The 18,192-nt window shown below is 74.0% G+C and carries 1 protein-coding gene; it reads right to left on the minus strand.

The features are described from left to right. Positions 1-80: 80 nt before the first annotated feature. Complete coding sequence (locus tag AB0A69_RS26910) at positions 81-18,170, minus strand: type I polyketide synthase (protein ID WP_361427154.1); 18,090 nt, start codon at positions 18,168-18,170, stop codon at positions 81-83. Positions 18,171-18,192 lie beyond the last annotated feature (22 nt).

The raw sequence follows: 18,192 nt of genomic DNA on the forward strand, positions 1-18,192 counted from the left end.
ACCTGGCGATGGGGGAGCCCGGGGGCCGTCGCGCACGGATCGTGTGCGCCACGGCCCCCGGGCCACCTGTGACAGGCGCCCTAGGCGTCGGTGTGCGGGGCCGGCTGCTCCGCGAGGTGGTCCGCCAGTTTGCGGATCGTCGGGAAGTCGAACACCAGCGAACTGGGCAGGACCAGCCCCGTCTCGGTAGTCAGCCGGTTGCGCAGGTCGACCGCCATCAGCGAGTCGAAGCCCAGGTCGAGCAGTTCCTCCTCGACCTCCACCTCGTCCGGATCGTCGTAACCGAGGACCTCGGCGACGGTGCGCAGCACCAGCGCGTACGCCTGCTCGGCGTCCAGCACCACCGGTTCGGCGGCGGCGCCCTCGGACCCGGCCTGGTCCGAGGCGCCCGCCGGGAGCGCGGACAGGATCGCCGGCAGGGCTCCCGACGCCACCCGCTCCGCCAGTGCCGCCCCGTCCAGGTCCACGGCGACCAGGGCTGGATCCGCCCCGGTCAGCGCGGCGTCGAGCAGACCGAGGGCCGCCCTGGCAGGCATCGCCCGTACGCCGGACCGGTCCATCCGGCTCCGATCGCCGACAGCGAGGCTGCCGCCCATGCCGTCCCCCTCCCACAGGCCCCAGGCGATGGAGGTGGCGGGCAGGCCGAGTGTGTGGCGGTGTTCGGCGAGTGCGTCGAGGTAGGTGTTGGCTGCGGCGTAGTTGGCCTGTCCCGCGTTGCCGATGGTGCCGGCGTACGAGGAGAACAGGACGAAGGCGTCCAGGTCCAGGTCCCGCGTCAGCTCGTGCAGGTGGTGGGCTGCGTCGGCCTTGGGGGCGAAGACCGTGGCCAGCCGCTCCGCCGTCATGGCCTCCAGAATGCCGTCGTCCAGCACACCGGCGGTGTGGATCACGGCGGACAGGGGGCGGTCTGCCGGGATGCCGTCCAGTAGCTCGGCCAGCGCGGTCCGGTCTGCGATGTCGCAGGCTGCGATGTCGACGTGGGCGCCGAGTGCTTCGAGTTCGGCGGTCAGCTCGGGGGCTCCGGGGGCGGCGGGGCCGCGGCGCGAGACCAGCAGCAGGTTCCGTACGCCGTGCTCGGTCACCAGGTGCCGTGCCACCAGCATGCCCAGCGTGCCGGTACCGCCGGTGACCAGCACCGTGCCCTGCGGGCTCAGCACCGGCCGGGCGGCCGCAGCGGGATCGGCGGGACCGGCCTGGACCAGGCGGGGCACGTACACCGTCCCGGCACGCAGCACGAGCTCCGGTTCCCCGGTCGCCAGTGCCGCGGGCACGGCTGCCGTCGAGGCGTCGCTGCCGTCGGTGTCCAGCAGGACCAGCCGGCCCGGCAGTTCCGACTGCGCGCTACGGACCAGTCCGCGGGCGGCGGCAGCGTCGGGACCGGCGGTGAGCGGCTCTCCGTCGACCGTGACCGCGCGGGAGGTGACCACGACGAGACGTCGTACGGCCGGGTCCTCCTCGGCCGCCAGCCGCTGGATCCGTGCCAGCGTCTCCGCGGCCGCCTCCCGCGGTCCGGCTCCGGAGGGCACGGTGAACAGGACGTCCCCCGGGTCGATCGGGGCCGGCTCCGGTGCCGGCGCACCGGACGGCAGGGCGATGTGGTCCACCCTGTACAGCGCGGCGGCGGGCGCACAGCCGACCACGGCCGGAAGCACCGCTTCGGCGTGGCGCCGCCACGGCCCGGGCCGGGCGCCCGTCGCCGCCACCGGGCGGGAGTGCAGGACGGCCGCGCGGTGCCCGCGCGCATCGGGGCGGGCGAGAGCGAGCTGTACGTCCACGGCGTCGTCGGCGGGCAGGCGCAGCGGGGCGTGCCGGGTGAGCACCAGGGGGGTGCCGTCCAGCAGCACGCCGCCCGTGGCCAGCTCCTGGTCCACCAGTTCCGCGTGGGTGGCGGCGGACAGCCGGGCCGTGTGGACCGTGCTGCCGTCCGCCAGCTCCAGGCCGGCGCCGAGCACCGGGTGGTGCCCGGCCCCCGGCAGGGCCGGAGCCGAGTGCTCCTCGGGTGACGGGGAGAGCCAGTAGCGCTGTCGTTGGAAGGCGTACGTGGGCACGGGCGCCGGCCGTGTTCCCCGCGGGAACAGCGCCGCCCAGTCGAGCTCGGCGGCTCCGGTCACGTACATCCGGCCCACCGCCACGGCCAATGCGGCCGGGTCCGGAACCGCGACGGCCACGGCCGGGCGGTCCTCCGCCGCCTCGTCGAGGACCCGTTCCACGGCGGGCGACAGTACGGCGGCCGGTGTCACCTCCAGGAAGGTGGTGGTGCCGTGGGTGCGGAGGGTGTGGATTGCGTCGGCGAAGCGGACGGCTTCGCGGATGTGGCGGGTCCAGTAGGTGGGGTCGGTGAGTTCCTGGTCGGTGGTGAGGGTTCCGGTGATGTTGGAGATGAGGGGGAGTTGGGCGGGGTGGAAGTGGAGTGTTTCGAGGGTGTTGTGGAAGGCGTCGAGTATCTGGTCCATGTGTGCGGAGTGGAAGGCGTGGCTGACGCGGAGGCGGGTTGCCTTGCGGCCGCGGTTCTTCCAGGTGGTGGTGAGTGCCTCTACGGCTTGGGTGTCGCCGGAGATCACGGTGGCGTCGGGGGCGTTGACGGCCGCGATGTCGACTCCGGGGGGGAGTGTGGCGCGGACTTCGGTTTCGTGTGCTTGGAGGGATGCCATCGCGCCGGTGTGTGGGGCGGATTGCATGAGTCGGCCGCGTGCTTCGACGAGGGTGCAGGCGTCGGTGAGGGTCCATACGCCGGCGAGGTGGGCGGCGGTGATTTCGCCGATGGAGTGTCCGGCGAGGAAGTCGGGTCGGATTCCCCAGGTCTGGAGGAGTCGGTAGAGGGCTACTTCGGTGGCGAAGATGGCTGGTTGGGCGAAGCGTGTTTCGTTCAGGAGGGCGGCTTGGGGTGTGTCCTTGTCGGCGAAGACGATGTCTGCCAGGGAGCGTCCCAGGAGTGGGTCGAAGGTGGTGCAGATCTCGTCGAAGGCTTCGGCGAAGACGGGGTGTGCTGCGTACAGTTCGCGGCCCATACCCGCTCGTTGGGAGCCCTGCCCCGCGAACAACACCGCCAGGCGGGACCCGCTGACGGGCCGGCCCTGGACGACGGACGGCACCGCTCGGCCTTCGGCCAGGGCCCGCAGTCCGGTCAGGAACTCCTCCTGATCGCTGCCCACCACGGCCGCGCGGTGGCTGAAGGCGGTGCGACCGGTGGCCAGAGCCAGGCCGGTCGCGGCCGGGACAGCGGCTGCCGGGTCGGCCTCGACGTGTGCGACGAGGGCCTCCGCCTGGGCGCGGAGTGCGGCGCCGGTGGGGGCGGAGAGCACCCACGGGACCGGGACCGGGTCCGTGGTCGGCTGGGCGGGTTCGTCGTCGGTGTGCGGTTCGGGTTCTTCGAGGATGAGGTGGGCGTTGGTGCCGCTGATGCCGAATCCCGAGACCGCGGCGCGGCGCGGGCGGCCTGGTGCTTCCCAGGGTCGGGCTTCGGTCAGCAGGTTCACGGCGCCTGCCGACCAGTCCACCTGGCGGGAAGCTTCAGTGACGTTGAGGGTGGCCGGGAGGGTGCCGTGGTGCATGGCCATCACCATTTTGATGACGCCGGCCACGCCTGCGGCGGCTTGGGTGTGGCCGATGTTGGATTTGACCGAGCCGAGCCACAAGGGGTTGTCGGGGTGGTGGTCCTGGCCGTAGGTGGCCAGCAGTGCCTGCGCTTCGATGGGGTCGCCCAGCTTCGTTCCGGTGCCGTGTGCTTCGACGACGTCGATGTCGGCGCCGGTGAGTCCGGCGGAGGCCAGGGCCTGGCGGATGACGCGTTGTTGTGAGGGGCCGTTGGGGGCGGTCAGTCCGTTGCTGGCGCCGTCCTGGTTGACGGCGCTGCCTCGTATGACGGCCAGGACCCGGCGGCCGGCGCGGCGGGCGTCGGACAGCCGCTCCAGCAGCAACAGCCCCGCACCCTCGGCGAAACCGGTGCCGTCCGCGTCGTCGGAGAACGCCTTGCACCGGCCGTCCTCGGACAGACCTCGCTGCCGGCTGAACTCCACGAACGTCGCCGGAGTCGACATCACCGTCACACCACCGGCCAGCGCCATCGCACACTCACCGCGCCGCAGCGCCTGCACCGCCAGGTGCAGCGCCACGAGCGACGACGAGCACGCCGTGTCCACGCTCACCGCCGGGCCCTCCAGACCGAACGTGTACGCCACCCGACCCGACGCCACACTGTTCGAACTGCCGTTGACCAGGTAACCCTCCAGGTCCCGGGGCGCCCGCTTGATGCGTGAGGCGTAGTCGTTGTACATGACGCCGGCGAACACACCGGTCTGGCTTCCGCGCAGGCCGGCCGGGTCGACCCCCGCCCGCTCGAACGCCTCCCACGCCGTCTCCAGCAGCAACCGCTGCTGCGGATCGGTGGCCAGCGCCTCGCGCGGACTCATCCCGAAGAACTCCGCGTCGAAGCGGTCCGCGTCGTAGAGGAAGCCACCGCGCCGCGTGTACGACGTCCCCCGCTGCTCCGGATCGGCGTCGAACAGGGCGTCCAGGTCCCAGTCGCGGCCGTCGGGGAAGTCCCCGATGGCGTCGCGGCCTTCGGCGACCAGCCGCCACAACCCCTCGGGGTCGGTGATTCCTCCCGGGAAGCGGCAGCCGATCCCGACGATCGCGATCGGCTCGTCGTCGGTGAGGACGGCCGACACCGCAGGCGGTGCGCTCACGCCCGCTTCGGTCCCCGTCCCCTCGTCATCGCCCCCGAGCTCCCGGGTGAGCTGTGTGGCGAGCACGGCGACGGTCGGGTGATCGAACACCAGCGACGCCGGCAGCTTGAGCCCGGTCGCCCGGTTCAGCCGGTTGCGCAGCTCGACCGCGGTCAGCGAGTCGAATCCCAGCTCCATGAAGGGACGGTCCACCGGTACGGCGCGAGGGTCGGTGTGCCCGAGTACGGCGGCCACCTCGGCCGCCACCAGTTCGGTGACCAGCCGCCGGCGCTCATCGGCCGCCAGAGCGCGCACGCGGTCGGCGAGCCCGCCGCCGACGGAGTCGCCGGCCCCCGTGGCGGCGGTCGCGGCCCGCCGCGCGGTGGGCCGTACGAGACCCCGCAGAGCGCTCGGGACCGGTCCGCCGCTCCGGGCCAGGGCGGCCAGGTCGAGGCGGGCCGCGACCACGACCGGGGCGGTCCCGGCGAGGGCGGCGTCGAACAGGGCGAGCCCCTGGTCGGCGGCGAGCGGCGCGATGCCGGAGCGACCGAGGCGGGCCAGGTCGGCGGCGTTGAGCTCACCGGTCATGCCGCTGGCGTCCTCCCACAGGCCCCAGGCGATGGAGGTGGCGGGCAGGCCGAGTGTGTGGCGGTGTTCGGCGAGTGCGTCGAGGTAGGTGTTGGCTGCGGCGTAGTTGGCCTGTCCCGCGTTGCCGATGGTGCCGGCGTACGAGGAGAACAGGACGAAGGCGTCCAGGTCGTGGTGCCGCGTCAGGTCGTGCAGGTGGTGGGCTGCGTCGGCCTTGGGGGCGAAAACGGTGGTCAGTCGCTCCGCCGTCATGGTCTCCAGGGTGCCGTCGTCGAGGACGCCGGCGGTGTGGATCACGCCGGACAGGGAGCGGTCCGTCGGGATGCCGTCCAGCAGTCCTGCCAGCGCGGTCCGGTCTGCGATGTCGCAGGCTGCGATGTCGACGCGTGCGCCGAGTGCTTCGAGTTCGGCGGTCAGCTCGCGGGCGCCGTCGGCGGCGGGGCCGCGGCGTGAGACCAGCAGCAGGTTCCGTACGCCGTGCTCGGTCACCAGGTGCCGTGCCACCAGCATGCCCAGCGCCCCGGTACCACCGGTGACCAGCACCGTGCCCCCGGCGCGGAAGACCGGACGCCCGGCGGCAGCACCGTCGTCCGCGGCCGGGACCAGCCTCGGCAGGAACCACCGCCCTCCCCGTACGGCGAACTGCGTCTCGGTGCCGGTCTCCGCCACCACGGGCAGCTCGGCGTCCCTCTCCAGGTCGAGCAGGAGGAACCGGCCGGGGTGCTCGGTCTGCGCCGTGCGGACCAGCCCCCAGACGGCCGCCGCGACCGGATTCGGCGCGGCCGTGCCGGGAGCGGCCACGGCCTGCCGGGTCACCACGACCAGAGGCTCCGTCGTGTCGTCGGCGACGTGTGACTGCAGCCGCGCCAGCACCCCGGCGAGCACCTCGGTGACCTCGCCGGAGCCGGCCTCCGGCTCCCATACCTGGAAGCCGGCTCCGGTGGCCGAGCCCGCGGGGACCTCGTACGGCTGCCAGTCCATCCGCAGCAGCGGCACCTGCCGGGTCCCGGCCGCGCGCAGCCGGTCCTTGTCGACCACGCGCAGGCTCAGCGCACCCACGTCGGCGACCGGGCCGCCGAGCGCGTCGGCGACCGAGACGGCGATCTCGTCGCGGCCGACCGTACGCAGCCGCACGCGGAGCGCCTGGGCACCTTCGGCGTGCAGGGTGACCCCGCTCCACGAGAACGGCAGCGCGCCTTCCTCGGTCGCGCCCAGCGCGCCGAGCACCACCGGGTGGAGGGCCGCGTCCAGCAGGGCCGGATGCAGACCGAACGCGTCGGCTCCGGCGCTCTCCTCGGGCGCGAGGGCCACTTCGGCGTACACGTCGGTTCCGTCGTCGCCGCGCCACAGGGCCCGCAGGCCCTGGAAGGCGGGTCCGTACTCGTAACCCTGGGCGGCGAGCCGCTCGTACGCGCCTTCGAGGTCCACCGGGACCGCGCCCGGCGGCGGCCACGCCTCCGGCAGGGGGGCGGCAGGCGCCGGCGTGGTGCTCAGCGTGCCGGTGGCGTGCCGGACCCAGGTGCCCTGCGGGTCGTCGTCATCGGTCCGGGACAGGACCGTCACGCTGCGCCGGCCGTCCGCGGCCGGTTCGCCGACGGAGACCTGGAGGCGCAGGGCGGTGCCTTCCGCGAACACCATCGGCGCCTCGATGACGAGCTCCTCCACGTGGGCGCACCCGGCCTCGCGCGCAGCCCGCAGGGCGAGTTCGACGAAGGCGGTGCCGGGCAGCAGCACGGTGCCGCTGACGGCGTGGTCGGCGAGCCACGGGTGGGTGCGCAGCGACAGCCGGCCGGAGAGCAGCAGTCCGCGTCCGTCACCGAACTCGACGGCGGCCGCCAGGAGCGCGTGGTCGGCGCTGCGCAGGCCGGCGGTGTTCATGTCGCCGGCCGGGGCCGTCGCGTCGAGCCAGTACGAGACGTGCTGGAAGGGATAGGTGGGCAGGTCGACGTGGCGGCGGGGACGGGTGGCGCCCTCGCCGTCGAAGGCGGCCTTCCAGTCCACCTCCAGCCCGGCGGTGTATCCGGCGGCGACGGAGGCGTGGAAGCGCTCCAGCCCGCCCTCGTCGCGGCGCAGGGTACCCAGCGCCACCGCCTCGGCCCCCGGGGCCGCCGACGCCGCGATGGAGTCCTGGACGGCGGTGGTCAGCACCGGGTGGGGGCTGACCTCGATGAACGCGCCGTGGCCGTGCTCCAGCAGGGTCCGGGTGGCCACGTCGAAGCGCACGGTGGCGCGCAGGTTGCGGTACCAGTACGCGGCGTCGAGTTCCTCGGTGTCCAGCACGTCACCGGTGACGGCCGAATAGAAGGGGACGCGCGAGGCACGGGGTGCGACGGGCGCCAACAGGGTGAGCAGCTCCTCCTCGATGGCCTCCACGTGCGCGGAGTGGGAGGCGTAGTCGACGGGGATGCGCCGGGCCCGGATCTCCTCGGCCGCGCAGACGGCGAGCAGTTCGTCCAGTGCGTCCGGGTCTCCGGAGACCACGCACGAGCCGGGCCCGTTGACGGTGGCGACCGAGAGCCGGCCGGCCCAGGCCGCGATGCGGCGGTCCGTCTCCTCGTACGGCAGGGGCACCGACACCATGCCGCCGGTGCCCGCGAGCGCACCGAGGGCGCGGCTGCGCAGGGCGACGACACGAGCCGCGTCCTGGAGGCTGAGCGCCCCCGCCACGGCGGCCGCGGCGATCTCGCCCTGGGAGTGCCCGACGACCGCGGCCGGGCGGACGCCGTACGACTCCCAGAGCGCGGCGAGCGACACCATGACGGCGAACAGGACGGGCTGGACGACGTCCACCCGGTCGTAGCCGGGCGCACCGGGCGCACCACGCAGGACGTCCAGCAGGGACCAGTCCGTGAACTCGGCGAGCGCCTCGGCGCATTCGGCCATCCGGTCCCGGAAGACGGGTGAGCTCTCCAGGAGTTCGAGGGCCATGCCGGTCCACTGGGACCCCTGGCCGGGGAAGACGAACACGGTGTCCCCGAGACCGCCTGAGGCGGCGAGGCCGGTGACCACGCGCGGGTCGGGCCGTCCGGCGGCGAGGGCGTCCAAGGCCTCGCGTACGTCGTCACGGCCGGTGGCGGTGACGACGGCGCGGTGGTCGAGGACGGCGCGGGTGGTCAGCAGGGACCAGGCCACGTCGGCGGGGTCCACGTCGGCGGGGGCGAGGACCTCGCTCACCCGCGCGGCGATGTCCCGCAGGGGCTGCTCGGCCCGGGCGGAGAGGATGAACGGGGGCAGGCAGGGGCTGCTGCCCTCGTGAACGGTGCTGTCGGTCTGGGGTGCTTCCGCCGGTTCGGGTTCTTCGAGGATGAGGTGGGCGTTGGTGCCGCTGATGCCGAAGCCGGATACCGCGGCGCGGCGCGGGCGGCCTTCCGTCTGCCAGGGTCGGGCTTCGGTGAGGAGGTTGACGGCGCCTGCCGACCAGTCCACCTGGCGGGATGCCTCGGTGACGTTGAGGGTGGCGGGGAGAGTGCCGTGGTGCATGGCCATCACCATTTTGATGACCCCGGCCACGCCTGCGGCGGCTTGGGTGTGGCCGATGTTGGACTTGACCGAGCCGAGCCACAAGGGGTTGTCGGGGTGGTGGTCCTGGCCGTAGGTGGCCAGCAGTGCCTGCGCTTCGATGGGGTCGCCCAGCCGGGTTCCGGTGCCGTGGGCTTCGACGACGTCGACGTCGGCACCCGACAGCCCCGCCGAGGCGAGGGCTTGCCGGATCACCCGTTGCTGTGAGGGGCCGTTGGGGGCGGTCAGTCCGTTGCTGGCGCCGTCCTGGTTGACGGCGCTGCCTCGTATGACGGCCAGGACCCGGCGGCCGGCGCGGCGGGCGTCGGACAGCCGCTCCAGCAGGAGCAGGCCGGCGCCTTCGCCCCAGCCGGTGCCGTCGGCGTCGTCGGAGAAGGCCTTGCAGCGGCCGTCCTGGGACAGGCCGCGTTGGCGGCTGAACTCCACGAAGGTTCCGGGGGTGGACATCACGGTCACACCGCCGGCGAGCGCCATGGTGCACTCGCCGCGCCGCAGGGCCTGTACGGCCAGGTGCAGCGCCACGAGCGACGACGAGCAGGCCGTGTCCACGCTGACCGCCGGGCCTTCCAGGCCGAACGTGTACGCCACCCGACCCGACGCCACGCTGCCGGTATTGCCGGTCAGCAGCAGGCCTTCGTATCCCTCCGGAATGGGCTGGAGCCGCGAGGCGTAGTCGTGGTACATGACGCCGGCGAACACACCGGTCTGGCTTCCGCGCAGGCCGGTGGGGTCGATCCCGGCGCGCTCGAACGCCTCCCACGCCGTCTCCAGCAGCAACCGCTGCTGCGGATCGGTGGCCAGTGCCTCGCGCGGGCTGATCCCGAAGAACTCCGCGTCGAAGCGGTCCGCGTCGTGCAGGAATCCGCCGTGCCGCGTATAGGACGTACCGCGCCGCTCGGGATCCGGATCGTAGAGCCCCTCCAGGTCCCAGCCGCGGTTCGCCGGGAACTCCGAGATTCCCTCCCGGCCGTCGGCGACCAGCCGCCACAAGCCCTCGGGGTCCACGACGTCACCCGGGAAACGACAGCTCATCCCCACGATCACGATCGGATCGTCGTCGACGGGGAGGACATCGGCCCCCGTCGACGTGCCGTCGGTCCCGGGCACGTCGACGCCGGGCTCGTCGGTGCCGAGTACCTCGGCCCGCAGGTGCGCCGCCAGAGCGCTCGCGGTCGGGTAGTCGAAGAGCAGCGACGCCGGCAGCCGCAGCCCCGTCGCCTGGTTGAGCCGGTTGCGCAGCTCGACCGCGGTCAGCGAGTCGAAGCCCAGCTCGCTGAACGCCCGGTCGGCGGGCACGGCCCGGGTGCCCGAGTGCCCGAGCACGGCGGCGGCCTGCGCCCGTACGAGGGCGAGTGCGGTCTGCTCGCGCTCGGCGGCGGGCATGGCTCGCAGCCGCGCGGCCCACGACCCGTCCGCGCCCTCTCCCGCGGTGCGACGGCGGGCCGGAACCCGGACCAGTCGGCGGAACAGGGCGGGCAGGGTGCCCACCGCGGCCCGGCCGCGGAGCTGGGCCAGGTCGAGGCCGGCCGCGACGACGGCCGGGGCGGTCCCGGCGAGGGCGGTGTCGAGGAAGGCCAGTCCCTCGGCGTTCGACATCGGCGCGATGCCGGCGCGGCGCATCCGGGCGAGGTCGGCGTCGGCCATCTCGACGGTCATACCGCCGGCTTCCGCCCACAGGCCCCAGGCCAGGGAGATCGCGGGAAGCCCGGCCGCACGGCGCTCGGTGGCCAGCGCGTCCAGGCAGGCGTTGGCCGCCGCGTAGTTGGCCTGCCCCGCGGTGCCCAGGGTGCCCGCCACGGAGGAGAAGAGGAGGAAGGCGTCCAGGTCCAGGTCCCGCGTCAGCTCGTGCAGGTGCCGGGCCGCGTCGACCTTCGGTGCGAAGACCGTGGCCAGCCGCTCCGCCGTCATGGCCTCCAGAATGCCGTCGTCCAGCACACCGGCGGTGTGGATCACGGCGGACAGGGGGCGGTCTGCCGGGATGCCGTCCAGTAGCTCGGCCAGCGCGGTCCGGTCTGCGATGTCGCAGGCTGCGATGTCGACGTGGGCGCCGAGTGCTTCGAGTTCGGCGGTCAGCTCGGGGGCTCCGGGGGCGGCGGGGCCGCGGCGCGAGACCAGCAGCAGGTTCCGTACGCCGTGCTCGGTCACCAGGTGCCGTGCCACCAGCATGCCCAGCGTGCCGGTACCGCCGGTGACCAGCACCGTGCCCCCGGCGCGGAAGCCCGGACGCCCGGCGGCAGCGCTCTCGCCCGCGACCGGGACCAGCCGGGCTGCGGACAACCGCCCGTCGCGCAGGGACAGCTGGGATTCGCCGGACTCCACCGCGGCGGCGACCAGGTCCCATGGGACGTCACCACCGTCGGTGTCCAGCAGGACGAACCGGCCGGGGTGCTCGGTCTGCGCCGTGCGGACGAGTCCGCGGACGGCCGCGCCCGCCGGGTCGGTGTCCGCGGAGCGGGTACGGACGACCAGTACGCCCTCCTCCGCTTCCGCCAGCCATGCGTGGATCCGGGAGAGCGCCAGGGCGCCGGCGGCCTGGGCCGGCTGCCCGGCGACGACCTCGTGGACCGCGAAACGGGGGCTCTGCGCGGTGGTTGCCGCTTCGAGCCGGAGCGGCTGCCACTCCACGGCCAGCAGCGTCTCGCCGCCGGGCCTGGTGGCGCCCAGGTCCATCGGACGGAGCAGCAGCTCGGTGATCCGGGCCACCGGGGCACCGCTGCCGTCGGTGAGGCTCAGCGCGGCGGTGCCGTCGCCGGCCGGGGAGATCCGTACCCGCAGCAGGTCGGCGCCGACCGCGTGCAGCCGTACGCCGGAGAACGAGAAGGGGACGCGGGGCGCCACGGTCTCGCCCGCCGCGGCGTCCGCCAGCACGAGCGGGTGCAGGGCGGCGTCGAGCAGCGCCGGGTGCAGCCCGAACGCGCCGGCGTCGCGCACAGCTTCCTCGGGAAGCCGCACCTCGGCGAAGAGCTCGCCGCCCTTGCGCCACATGCCGGCCAGCCCCTGGAACACCGGTCCGTAGGCGTACCCGAGCCCGGCCAGCGCCGCGTACGCGCCCTCCACGTCCACGGCCTCGGCACCGGCCGGAGGCCAGGCCTCCGCCTGCTGCGGTGCGGGCTGCGGCCGGGACGGTTCGGCGGCCAGCAGTCCCGAGGCGTGCCGGGTCCACGGGGTGTCACCGTCGGCGGCACCGTGGGTCCGGTGCGGCCGGGAGAGGACGGTCACCGCGCACCGGCCGTCGGCCTCCGGCGCCTTGACGGCGACCTGGAGCTGTACGGCTCCCTGCGCGGGAAGGAACAGGGGCGACTCGATCGTGAGCTCGTCGAGTACGGGGAAGCCCGCCCGGTCGCCGGCGTGCAGGGCCAGCTCGACGAAGGCGGTGCCCGGCAGCAGCACCTGGTCGCCGACCGCGTGGTCGGCGAGCCACGGGTGGGTGCGCAGCGACAGCCGGCCGGTGAGGAGCAGCCCCTGGTCGTCGCCGAGTTCGACGGCGGCGGCCAGCAGCGGGTGGTCGGCGCCGCTGTCGAGGCCGAGACGGCCCAGGTCGCCGGCCGGGGCGGTGGCCTCCAGCCAGTACCGCTCGCCCTGGAAGGGGTACGTCGGCAGGGCGAGGGGGCGGGAACGGAGGGCTCCGGCATCGCCGGTACCCAGGACGGCGTCCCAGTCGGGGGTGAGCGCGCCGCACGCGTAGGCGTCGGCCAGTGCCGCCGCGACGGACGCGGCCTCGCCGCCCTGGCGCCGTACGGCAGGGATGGCCCGCACCTGCTCGTCGTCACCGAGGGTCGCGGCGACGGCCGGGGTCAGCACGGCGTCGAACCCGACCTCCAGGAAGGTGGTGGTGCCGTGGGTGCGGAGGGTGTGGATTGCGTCGGCGAAGCGGACGGCTTCGCGGATGTGGCGGGTCCAGTAGGTGGGGTCGGTGAGTTCCTGGTCGGTGGTGAGGGTGCCGGTGATGTTGGAGATGAGGGGGAGTTGGGCGGGGTGGAAGTGGAGTGTTTCGAGGGTGTGGTGGAAGGCGTCGAGTATCTGGTCCATGTGTGCGGAGTGGAAGGCGTGGCTGACGCGGAGGCGGGTTGCTTTGCGGCCGCGGTTCTTCCAGGTGGTGATGAGTGCGTCTATGGCTTGGGTGTCGCCGGAGATCACGGTGGCGTCGGGGGCGTTGACGGCCGCGATGTCGACTCCGGGGGGGAGTGTGGCGCGGACTTCGGTTTCGTGTGCTTGGAGGGATGCCATCGCGCCTGTGTGTGGGGCGGATTGCATGAGTCGGCCGCGTGCTTCGACGAGGGTGCAGGCGTCGGTGAGGGTCCATACGCCGGCGAGGTGGGCGGCGGTGATTTCGCCGATGGAGTGTCCGGCGAGGAAGTCGGGTCGGATTCCCCAGGTCTGGAGGAGTCGGTAGAGGGCTACTTCGGTGGCGAAGATGGCTGGTTGGGCGAAGCGTGTTTCGTTCAGGAGGGCGGCTTGGGGTGTGTCCTTGTCGGCGAAGACGATCTCTGCCAGGGAGCGTCCCAGGAGTGGGTCGAAGGTGGTGCAGATCTCGTCGAAGGCTTCGGCGAAGACGGGGTGTGCTGCGTACAGTTCGCGGCCCATGCCCGCCCGTTGGGAGCCCTGCCCCGCGAACAACACCGCCAGACGCCCGGAGGGGCGGGCCACGCCGGTCCGTACGGCCGCCGGGCTGTCGCCCTGGGCGAAGGCGTCCAGCGCGGCGAGGAGCTCCGCCCGCTCGGAGCCGACGACCACGGCCCGGTGTCCGAGCGCCGCGCGGGTCGTGACGAGGGCATGGGCGACCGCCACCGCGTCGGCGGCGGGCGCCTCGGTGGTGAGGTGGTCGCGCAGGCGCGCGGCCTGAGCCCGGAGCGCCTCGGGACCGGCGGCGGACAGCGGCCAGAGCACAGGGCCGCTCGACACGGGGTCCGTGGTCGGCTGGGTGGGTTCGTCGTCGGTGTGCGGTTCGGGTTCTTCGAGGATGAGGTGGGCGTTGGTGCCGCTGATGCCGAAGCCGGATACCGCAGCGCGGCGCGGGCGGCCTGGTGCTTCCCAGGGTCGGGCTTCGGTGAGGAGGTTGACGGCGCCTGCCGACCAGTCCACCTGGCGGGATGCCTCGGTGACGTTGAGGGTGGCGGGGAGAGTGCCGTGGTGCATGGCCATGACCATTTTGATGACGCCGGCCACGCCTGCGGCGGCTTGGGTGTGGCCGATGTTGGATTTGACCGAGCCGAGCCACAGGGGGTTGTCGGGGTGGTGGTCCTGGCCGTAGGTGGCCAGCAGTGCCTGCGCTTCGATGGGGTCGCCCAGCTTCGTTCCGGTGCCGTGTGCTTCGACCACGTCGACGTCGGCACCCGACAGCCCCGCCGAGGCGAGGGCTTGCCGGATCACCCGTTGCTGTGAGGGGCCGTTGGGGGCGGTCAGTCCGTTGCTGGCGCCGTCCTGGTTGACGGCGCTGCCTCGTATGACGGCCAGGACCCGGCGGCCGGCGCGGCGGGCGTCGGACAGCCGCTCCAGCAGGAGCAGGCCGGCGCCTTCGCCCCAGCCGGTGCCGTCGGCGTCGTCGGAGAAGGCCTTGCAGCGGCCGTCCTGGGACAGGCCGCGTTGGCGGCTGAACTCCACGAACGTTCCGGGGGTGGACATCACGGTCACACCGCCGGCGAGCGCCATGGTGCACTCGCCGCGCCGCAGGGCCTGCACGGCCAGGTGCAGCGCCACCAGCGACGACGAGCAGGCCGTGTCCACGCTGACCGCCGGGCCTTCCAGACCGAACGTGTACGCCACCCGACCCGACGCCACACTGTTCGAACTGCCCGTCAGGAGATAACCGTCGGTGTCCTCCACGGCCTCGTGCAGGCGAGGACCGTAGTCCGGGGACATCAGGCCCGTGAACACGCCGGTCTGGCTTCCGCGCAGGCCGGTGGGGTCGATCCCGGCGCGCTCGAACGCCTCCCACGCCGTCTCCAGCAGCAACCGCTGCTGCGGATCGGTGGCCAGCGCCTCGCGCGGGCTGATCCCGAAGAACTCCGCGTCGAAGCGGTCCGCGTCATGAAGGAACCCGCCGTGCCGCGTATAGGACGTACCGCGCCGCTCGGGATCCGGATCGTAGAGCCCCTCCAGGTCCCAGCCACGGTTCACCGGGAACTCCGAGATTCCCTCCCGGCCCTCGGCGACCAGCCGCCACAACCCCTCGGGGTCCACGACGTCACCCGGGAAACGACAGCTCATCCCCACGATCACGATCGGATCGTCGTCCGCCGCCGCGACCGACACCGTCTGGGGCCGCGCCGCCGCCGTCGCCCCCGGGTCCGCCGACAGCTGCTCCCGCAGGTGCGCGGCGAGCGCCGCGGGGGTCGGGTAGTCGAAGAGCAGCGAGGCCGGCAGCCGCAGTCCGGTCGCGGTTTCGAGGTGGCCGCGCAGCTCGACGGCGCGCAGGGAACCGAACCCGAGATCGGAGAAGGCCGCGGCCGGGTCGAGCGGTTCGTCCCCGGCCTGTTGCAGGACCACCGCGGCGGCGGTGTCGATCAGCTCCCGCAGGGCGTGTTCCTGCTCCGCGGTGGACAGCGGGGCGAGCCGGCCGCGCAGCACCGCCGCCGTGCCGTCGGCTTCGCCGTCGTCCGGGGTGCCGAGCGCGCGCAGGCCGCCGGTGCCCTGGGCCCGGGGCCGGCCGGCCGGGTCGGGCCAGTAGCGCTTGCGCTGGAACGCGTACGGCGGGAGGGAGACCAGCGGAGTGCCGGCCGGGAACACCGCGTGCCAGTCGCACGCCACCCCGGCCGTGTGCAGCCGGGCCAGGGCGGCCATCGCGGACTGCCGCTCCCCGCCGTCGCGTGCGAGCGCCGGGAAGACGGCCGGGCGGGGCCCGTCGCCCTCCAGGGTGGCGGTGACGGCCTGGGTGAGCACCGGGGTCGGGGAGAGTTCCAGGAACGTGGTGACCCCCGCGTCGCGCAGGGAGCGCACCCCGTCCGCGAACCGCACGGTGGCACGGATGTGCCGGACCCAGTAGCGGGGGTCGGTGAGCTGCTCGTCCGTGGCGATCCGGCCGGTGACGTTGGACACCACGGGGATGCGGGCGGCGCGGTAGTCGAGGGTCCTCGCGGTCCGCTCGAACTCGTCGAGGATGGCGTCCATGTGCGCCGAGTGGCCGGCGACGGTGACGGCGAGCCGCTTGCACTTGCGGCCCTGCTCACGCCAGTACGCGCACACCGCGAGCACGGCGTCCTCGTCACCCGAGACGACGGTCCCGTCCGGGGAGTTGAGCCCGGCGACGGCCACGGCGCCGACGTGCTCGCCGAGGGTCTCGAACGACGCGAGGACCTCCTCTTCCCCCGCCTGTACGGCGGCCATGGCGCCGCCCGCACGGGACTGGATGAGGCGGGCCCGGACGGCGGCCAGGGTGCAGACGTCCGGCAGGGAGAGGACCCCGGCGACGTGCGCGGCCGCCAGCTCGCCCATGGAGTGGCCGGTGACGTAGTCGGGAGTGACGCCCCAGCTCTCGTAGAGCCGGTAGAGAGCGACCTCGACCGCCAGCAGTGCGGGCAGGGCGTAGTCGGTACGGTCGAGCAGGGCGGCGTCCGCGCTGCCGGGCTCGGCGAAGATCAGCGCGCGGACGGGCCGGTCGAGGTGCCGGTCGAGTTCGTCGCAGACCGCGTCGAAGGCGGCGGCGTAGACGGGGTGGGCGGCGTACAGCTCACGGCCCATGCCGACGCGCTGGCTGCCGCCGCCGCCGAACAGGACGGCGGTGCGGCCCGGCCGGACGGTACCGGTGACCACGTGCGCGGACGGCAGTCCGCCGGCCAGGGCGCGCAGGCCCACCAGCAGCTCGGTGCGGGCGCCCGCCACGACGGCGGCCCGGTGTTCGAAGGCGGTCCGGGTGGTGGCCAGGGAGAGGCCGGTGGAGGCGACACCGGCGGCCGGACGGGCGTCGAGGTGGTCGGCGAGCCGCTGGGCCTGGGCGCGTACCGCCGCTTCGGTGCGGCCCGACAGCACCCACGGCAGCGGCGCTTCCGGCTGCGGGCCCTCCGCCGTACCCGCCGTGCCCGCCGTGCCCGCCGTGCCCGCCGTGCCCGCCGCGTCCCCGGGGGCGGTGGCGGGCGGCTCGGCCAGCACCATGTGGCAGTTGGTGCCGCCGATGCCGAGCGAGCCGACGGCGGCGAGCAGCGGGGCGTCCTCCCGCGGCCAGGGGCCGAGCTCGTCCTGTACGCGCAGCCGCAGCCGGTCCAGGGGGATCGCCGGGTTCGGGACGTCGTAGTGGAGGCTGGGCGGCAGTGCCCGGTGGCGGATGCTCAGGGCCACCTTCAGCAGGCCGACGATGCCCGCGGCGGCTTCCAGGTGGCCGACGTTCGTCTTCGCGGAGCCGACGCGCAGGGGGTGCTCGTCCGGGCGGCCGGGGGCGGTGACGGCGCCGACGGCCCGGGCCTCGATCGGGTCGCCGACGGGGGTGCCGGTGCCGTGCAGCTCCAGGTACTGGAGGTGGGCCGGGTCGATGCCGGCCCGGCGGCAGGCGGCGCGCAGTGCGGCACTCTGCGTGGCCTCGCCCGGAGTGGTCAGGCCCGGAGTGGCACCGTCGTTGTTGACGGCGCTGCCCCGGATCACGCAGTAGACCGGGTCGCCGTCGGCCAGGGCGGCCGACAGGGGCTTGAGGACGACGAGGCCGCCGCCCTCGCCGCGCACGATGCCGTTGGCCCGGGCGTCGAAGACGTGGCAGCGGGCGTCCGGGGAGAGGGCGCCCAAGCGGGCGAGGGCGAGGGTGCTCTCCGGTATGAGGTTGAGGTTGACGCCGCCGGCCAGGGCCGTGGTCGACTCTCCGCTGCGCAGGCTGGCGCACGCCGCGTGCACCGCGACGAGCGAGGAGGACTGGGCGCTGTCGAGGGTGAGGCTCGGGCCCTGGAGGCCCAGGGCGTGGGAGACCCGGTTGGCGATGATGCCGCGGTGGGCGCCGGTCACGGTGTACGGGCCGATGGCGGGCGCGCCGTACGAGTGGAGCAGCTTGGCGTAGTCGTCCCAGATGGCGCCGATGAAGATGCCGGTGCTGCTGCCTTCGAGGCTGCCGGGGAGGATACGGGCGTCCTCGAGGGCCTCCCAGGCGAGTTCGAGGATCAGCCGCTGCTGCGGGTCCATCGCCAGGGCTTCCTGCGGCGAGATGCCGAAGAAGGCCGCGTCGAAGGCGTCGGCGTCGGCGATGAACCCGCCGCGCCGCTCCGGCGGGCCGTCGGGGCCGTCGTGCCCGCCGGCCGGGGACTCCCAACGGCCCTCCGGCACCTCACCGATCGCGTCGCGGCCCGACCTGAGGAGTTCCCAGAAGGCGACGGGGCCCTCGGCCCCGGGCAGCCGGCAGGACAGGCCGATCACGGCGATCGGCTCGTCCCGTGCTCGGTCCGCGTCCGTCGCTGCGCTGCTGTCGCTGCCGTGCTGGTCGATCATCTGGGGTGTGTCTCCTGTGAGG

Origin of the sequence: Streptomyces sp. NPDC045431, from assembly GCF_040646655.1 — a bacterium.
In the GTDB taxonomy this organism is placed as follows: Bacteria; Actinomycetota; Actinomycetes; order Streptomycetales; family Streptomycetaceae; genus Streptomyces.